The sequence below is a fragment of the Anaerosporobacter sp. genome (genome assembly GCF_965301125.1).
In genome coordinates this window covers 20007-27002 of record NZ_CBDLAM010000032.1, presented here as the reverse complement: position 1 = coordinate 27002, position 6996 = coordinate 20007, and the positions used below count along the sequence as shown (strand labels likewise).

Sequence of the window (6996 nt, the reverse complement as noted above, 5' to 3'; positions counted from 1 at the left end):
GTCTATAAGAAGTATGATATAATTGACAATGATGAAAAATTAAGGATAGGAAAGAATTTTTATCTACCTATTTCATTAACTACAACCTATTATAAAGAATATGAATTGATTCCTTCTGTCTATACCAATGAAGAGGCGAATCAAATTGCTGGTGAAAAACTGCAACTTTATATTGATAAGTTAATTGAAAATGGGGTTACAATCTTAGAAAATAATGTTAAAATAGAGATCAAAGGGAAAAAATGTGTAACTTCAGGCAAACTCATTGTAGAGGAAAACGCAACTACCTATCGATCTATAGATGACAGCGAGTGGAGGAATTTGGATACTGATGAGTATAGTGGAAACAATGATTGACATACCAGTAGAACATACCAAGAATGTATTTGGTCAGTTTGACTCTTATATTAAAATTATTGAGAAAACATTAAATGTAACAATCGTAGCGAGAGATGGGGCGCTTAAGGTAATTGGCCAAGATTCTAACGTTGCCAAAGCAAAAAGTGTGTTCTCACAATTATTAGAACTTTCAAGAAGAGGAAATGAAATTACTGAGCAGCAAGTGAATTATACACTTGCTCTTGGAATGGATAATAATGAACAAGCTATCGTTGATATTGATACTGATTTAATCTGTCATACCATTAATGGAAAACCAATTAAACCAAAAACAATTGGTCAAAAGACATATATTGATGCAATTCGTAAAAAAATGATTGTATTTGGTATTGGACCAGCTGGAACTGGTAAGACTTATTTAGCAATGGCAATGGCAATTACTGCATTTAAGAATAATGAAGTAAATAAGATCATTATGACTAGACCTGCGATTGAAGCAGGAGAGAAGTTGGGTTTCTTACCTGGAGATTTACAGAGTAAAGTTGATCCATATCTAAGACCATTATACGATGCTTTATATCAAATAATGGGTGCAGAATCTTATGTAAGAAATTCGGAGAAAGGCTTAATTGAGGTTGCTCCATTAGCGTATATGAGAGGACGTACATTAGATAATGCGTTCATTATCTTAGACGAAGCGCAGAATACCACACCTGCACAGATGAAGATGTTCTTAACACGTATTGGTTTTGGTTCAAAAGTAATTATAACAGGTGACCTATCACAAAAGGATTTACCAGCAGGACAGAAATCTGGTTTGGATCATGCAATTAAAGTGCTTAAAAAAGTCGAAGACATTGGTTTTTGTTATTTAACAAGTCAAGATGTTGTTCGTCATCCGTTGGTACAAAAGATTGTTAAGGCTTATGATGATTATGAGGCCAAAGTTCAAACAACTCAAAAGGATTATCAAGATGGTCAGGATAAAAATAAAAAGTACCGTGATAATCATGATAATCATAAGAAGAAAATCAGAAAGGTAAGGTCTTAAGTAATGACAATTAACTTTGAGTATGAGACAGAGATACCATTGGATCTTGACTATGAGAAGATCATAACAAGTGTTGTGGAAATGGCATCTGATTATGAGAAATGTCCATATGAAATTGAGGTAAGTGTAGTACTTACTGATAATGAAACCATACGTCAGATAAATCTTGATAATAGACAAATAGACAAGGCAACAGATGTACTATCATTTCCTATGATAGAGTATGAAGCACCAGCTGATTTTACTTTGATTGAACAAGAAGAGCCAGACTATTACTTTAATCCAGACTCAGGAGAACTACTTCTTGGTGATATCGTTATTTCTGTTGAGAAGGTAGTGGAACAAGCAAATATGTATGGACATTCAAATAAAAGAGAGCTTGCATTCTTAACAGCTCATAGTATGTTACATCTCTTTGGATATGACCACATGGTTGATGAAGAACGTGTGGTTATGGAAGAAAAGCAGAATGAGATACTGAATAAACTAGGAATTGTGAGGGAGTAAGTGGATGAGAAAATACAAAAGTATGCTATTAATCCTTCTCTTTGCATTACTGTTAGTTGGTTGCAAGAAGAAAACGGATAAGCAACCAGAAGGGATTGCAGATAAGATAACACAACTTGATGGGTTAGATATTGCTGATAAAATAGAAGAACCAGAAGAAGAACCTGTAAAAGAGGAAAATCATGATGGTATGGTAATTAGTAAACTAACTGGGGAGTGGGTACCTGAAGAAGTGGGAACGAAACGACCTTATGCAGTTATGTTTAATAATCACTCAATAGCCTCTCCACAAAGTGGTACATCAGAAGCATCAATCCTTTATGAAGCTATTGTAGAGGGTGGTATTACTAGATTAATGGGAATCTTTGAACAATTCTCTACCGATCGAATTGGATCAGTACGAAGTGCTAGACATTATTTCGTAAGTTTTGCGGATGAATATGATGCAATCTTCGTTCATTATGGGCAAACGAAATATGCAACATCTAAAATAGAACAATTAGGAGTAGACAATTTAAGTGGTTTATCTGGAATTGGTACTACGGTTTTCTATAGAGATAATTCTATCAAAGCACCGCATAATGCTTTTGCTAGTTATGAAGGAATCAAAAAAGGAACAGAGAAACTAAACTATCGCACGGATTATAGAGAAGATTCTGAAAATCACTTTACTTTCTATACAGAAGATACAGATTTGAAGAGTGATACGAATGCTAATAAAGTAACATTAAATTTTTCTAATTTTACAAGTCCTTATCTAGTTTATAACAGCGACGATAAATTATACTACCGTTATCAATTTGGAGAAAAACATATTGATTACAATACAAAAGAACAATTAGCTTTTAAGAATATTATTGTTCAATATGTAAAAGAGTGGAATATTGATAAAAATGGATATCAAACAATGGATATTGAGAATTCATCAGGAAAAGGCTATTATGTAACAAATGGAAAAGCAGTTCCTATAACATGGAAGAAGAATGAATCGACTAAAAAGATGCATTACTACGACGAAAATGGTAATATTCTTACAATAAACCCTGGAAAGACCTACATTGCGATTTTCCCAACAGATCGTCAAAACGGTGTAGTTTTCTCGGATAAGACATCCGAATAGTTTACCTATGATAGGAGCGTATTATGAGTTATACAAACAGAAAACAGAATAATTTCATTGTACAAGGAGGCATCTTAGCAATTGCTTCCTTGTTAAGTCGAATTATCGGCTTGTTGTATCGTGTTCCGATGACTAATATTGTTGGTTCGGAAGGAATGGGATACTATAATATTGCATTTCAAGTATACAACTTAGCGCTAATTATTTCTTCTTACAGTATGCCGCTAGCGGTATCTAAGCTTGTAGCTGCATATACTGTAAAGAAAGAATATAAAAATTCATATAGAGTATTAAAAGTAGCAATGATTATATCTGGTATATCTGGATTAGTGGTATCATTAATCGTTTATTTTGGAGCTGACTTCTTAGCAGGAGTAGTTTTCAAATATCCAAGAAGTGCAATACCACTACGTATGGTAGCACCAAATATTTTCTTAATGGCCATTATCGGTACTCTAAGAGGATACTTCCAAGGAAAGAATACCATGATGCCAACCAGTGCATCACAATTATTGGAGCAAATTGTTAACGCATTTGTCAGCGTATTTGCAGCTTATAATTTTATGGTAGCCAATAGTGCTTCAGCAAACATCGCGGCGTATGGTGCTGCTGGTGGAACATTAGGTACTGTGGTTGGTTCTTGTACAGCGTTACTGTTTTTGGGTTTTGTCTATTTTGCTTATCGTCCAATTATGAAAAAGCAGATACGTAGAGATACTATGTCACCAGTTGAAAATTATCCATCTATTTTTAATATGATGTTAATTACGATTGCACCGGTTGTTCTTAGTCAAACAGTATATCAGTTAAGTGGAGTGCTAGACAATGCGTTATTTGGAAATATTATGCATTCTAAAGGATTTACAGCAGATGAAACTTCTGCTTTATTAGGAATATATTCGTCAAAATATAGTATTTTAGTTAATGTGCCTGTAGCAATTGCATCAGCAATAGCAGCATCAATGGTACCTGCAATTGTGAGAGCAAGGGTACAAGGCGCACATAGGGAAGTTAAGAAGAAAATACATGTTGCAATTAAGTTTAATATGATTATAGCCATACCATCAGCAGTTGGTATGACAGTATTAGCCCAACCAATACTTAATATGCTATTTCCTACAAAAGACGAGACTGAAGCACAATTAGCCATACACTTATTAATGATTGGTTCTATAGCAATTGTTTTCTACGCTTTATCAACTATAAGTAATGCTGTTTTACAAGGCATTAATAAGATGAGCATCCCAGTTAAGCATTCTGCAATTTCACTTGCAATTCATGTTGCAATTGTTGCAGTTTTATTGAAGTATACCAATATGAATACTTATGCACTTGTAATTGGTAACATTACATTCCCATTAGTTGTTTGTATACTTAACTGGATTTCAATAGCTAAATTATTACGCTACCGTCAAGAACTAATACAAAGTTTTATTATACCAACGATTTGTTCTTTCTTGATGGGTATAGTAGCTTTCTTAGCATATAAAGGTATTCATTTCGTAATTCCGTCTAATGCTTTTGCTACAGTTATGGCAATTGGTGTGGCTGCAGCAGCCTATTTCGCATTATTAATCTTATTCAGGGGTGTAACAGAAGATGAATTGTATGGACTTCCTAAAGGACAATTGATTGTTAGATTAGCAAAGAAAATTCATTTATTATAAAACTAATATATTGTATAAATTATGTAAAACTGGTAATAACTATACCCAAAGGAGTGAACAAACATGAAAAGGGTATATGTTATTATCAGTGGTTTTTTTGCTTTAACAATAATATTTACATTATGTTTTTATTTTAGTTATTCTGTAGCTCTCAAGCAATTTAATCGAAATGCCAACGAAATTAATATCTTGTCTATGAAGAACAATGTGGAACAATCTGCAACTACTGTAGATACCAAAAAGATTGATACAATAACTCCATTTACCAATTTGGTTATTGAAAAATATGATGTTGCTACCGATACTACAACTACAACGAATCAGAATGTAAATGATGAATTAATTGGTTACACAAGAGAAGATTTAGTTGAATATTGTGATAGTTATATGAAAAATATCCCAGTTGACGAACAAAGTCAAGGGCTGGTATCTTGTAATGTGGAATCTTTTTCAGAAAATAAAGTCGTATTAAAGAAGACTTATAATAGTGAGAATGCAATGTATGCATTTTATATGGTGATTCAGAATGGATATATAACTGTATTTTACAGTGATAAAAAAACTGTTTTTGAATATACCAATATTGAAGCGAAAGATTTACCACAGGAAGAAATTAATAAACTATACGATGGAATCTATGTAAAAGATGAACAAGAACTATATATGATACTGGAAGGATATTCAAGTTAGAAAGAAGTCCTTTTATAAAGTTAAGAAAATTACTGAACTTATCTATGTTAAGCAGGAGGTACTGCGTGAAGAAAGAAATCATTATTATCGGTGGTGGAGCTGCTGGTATGGTAGCAGCTATTTCTGCCGCAAGGAATGGTGCAAAAGTCACCATTCTAGAACATAAAGAGAAATTAGGAAAGAAAATATTGGCTACAGGCAATGGTAAATGTAATTATACCAACTTACATCAATCCACTGACTGTTATCGAAGTGAGAATATTCCATTTGTTGAGGAGGTATTCTCACATTTTGATGAAAAGGATACGATTACGTTTTTTAAAGAATTAGGTATCTTTCCAAAATCAAGAAATGGATATATGTATCCCAATAGTGAACAATCTGCCTCAATTGTAGATGTTCTAGTTATGGAATTAAATCGTCTACAAGTTGAAGTTCGTTGTAATGAAGAAGTGAAGAAAATAAAATCCATTGAAGATGGGTTTCAAATTGATACCATAGTTACGGTTACAGAACCTAAGATGGGAAAAGAAAAGAATAGCAAGAATACAACTAAGAATAAACGTGAGAAATTAGTGGCAGTGGATACTTATCATAGTAGCTATCATGCAAAAAAAGTGATTATAGCTACTGGAGGAATGGCTTCAAGCAAATTAGGTTCTGATGGAAGCGGTTATTATTTCTTAAAAGAACTAGGACATAAGATTATTCCTGTTGTACCAGCGTTAGTGCAATTAAAAGCAGAAGGTGATTTCTTTGAAATGGTTGCTGGAGTTCGATGTGATGTCGGTTTACAGATCTTAATAGATGGAATACAAGTAGCTTCGGAAGAAGGAGAATTACAGTTAACAAATTACGGTATTTCAGGTATTCCGGTATTTCAAATCAGTAGATATGCTGGGAAAGCATTGTTAGATAAGAAAGATGTACAAGTTGTTATAGACTTTCTTCCGGAAGTATCCTTTTCTGATTTGAAAGAAATGTTAGAACAGAGAATTACACAGTGCACATACAAAACAACTGATGAAGCATTAATTGGCTTATTGAATCAGAAATTAATACAGATGTTATTGTATCAGACAGAAAAACAATGTAAAAATCATATAGATATAATGAAACTAGCCCATCTAATTAAGAATTTCCCTGTTAGGATTATGGATACGAATTCTTTCGATAATGCTCAAGTTTGTGCTGGAGGAGTTGATACTACTGAAATTGATGGTTACAAATTGGAGTCAAAGCTTCATAAAGGATTATTTGTAGTAGGTGAATTACTTGATGTTGATGGAATCTGCGGGGGCTATAACTTACAGTGGGCATGGGCTACCGGTTATCTTGCAGGGGTGGCTTGTACCTCTTAGTGTATTGCGATGTACTTGTGTAGTATAGATATTGAGTGCAAAACTCTTTATACATTTTCATAGCTTCTTAGCTGCCGCACTATGACACGAAACACGCTACACATCTAAGTACTTCTATGTGTGTACAATACAGTTATCTAAAGGATGCGGAAGCGCCTTCGATTCGGCATCCTGCCTCAGCGAAAGATTGCTCGGCTTCCATGCCTCGTATTCGTAGGTTGTTTTGTACACACCAAGAAGTACTATAGATGTTTCGCTATC

Annotated in this window: 7 protein-coding genes; all 7 read left to right on the top strand. The window is 33.8% G+C overall.

Annotated elements, in window-relative coordinates:
* Positions 1-357: sporulation protein YqfD (locus ACW2QF_RS05555; RefSeq protein ID WP_455715001.1), on the top strand; the 357-nt coding region annotated here is incomplete at its 5' end.
* The gene (locus tag ACW2QF_RS05550; protein ID WP_455715000.1) at positions 332-1390 is read left to right on the top strand and encodes a PhoH family protein; all 1059 of its coding nucleotides are present in this window, start codon (positions 332-334) and stop codon (positions 1388-1390) included. The genes ACW2QF_RS05555 and ACW2QF_RS05550, both read left to right, overlap by 26 nt.
* A 3-nt stretch (positions 1391-1393) precedes the next feature.
* Positions 1394-1897, top strand: coding sequence for an rRNA maturation RNase YbeY (gene ybeY, locus ACW2QF_RS05545; protein ID WP_455714999.1), 504 nt, complete (start codon positions 1394-1396; stop codon positions 1895-1897).
* Positions 1898-1901: 4 nt separating this feature from the next.
* A complete protein-coding gene (locus ACW2QF_RS05540; protein ID WP_455714998.1) occupies positions 1902-3017 on the top strand; it encodes a DUF3048 domain-containing protein in 1116 nt (371 codons plus the stop codon).
* A 23-nt stretch (positions 3018-3040) separates the two neighbouring features.
* Positions 3041-4684 (top strand): putative polysaccharide biosynthesis protein, encoded by a 1644-nt coding sequence (locus ACW2QF_RS05535; RefSeq protein ID WP_455714997.1) that lies wholly within the window; start codon positions 3041-3043, stop codon positions 4682-4684.
* A gap of 63 nt (positions 4685-4747) precedes the next feature.
* Positions 4748-5374: a BofC C-terminal domain-containing protein gene (locus ACW2QF_RS05530; protein WP_455714996.1), complete on the top strand. Its 627-nt coding sequence runs from the start codon at positions 4748-4750 to the stop codon at positions 5372-5374.
* Between the two features lie 65 nt (positions 5375-5439).
* Positions 5440-6735 (top strand): NAD(P)/FAD-dependent oxidoreductase, encoded by a 1296-nt coding sequence (locus tag ACW2QF_RS05525; protein ID WP_455714995.1) that lies wholly within the window; start codon positions 5440-5442, stop codon positions 6733-6735.
* The last annotated feature ends 261 nt before the right edge of the window (positions 6736-6996 follow it).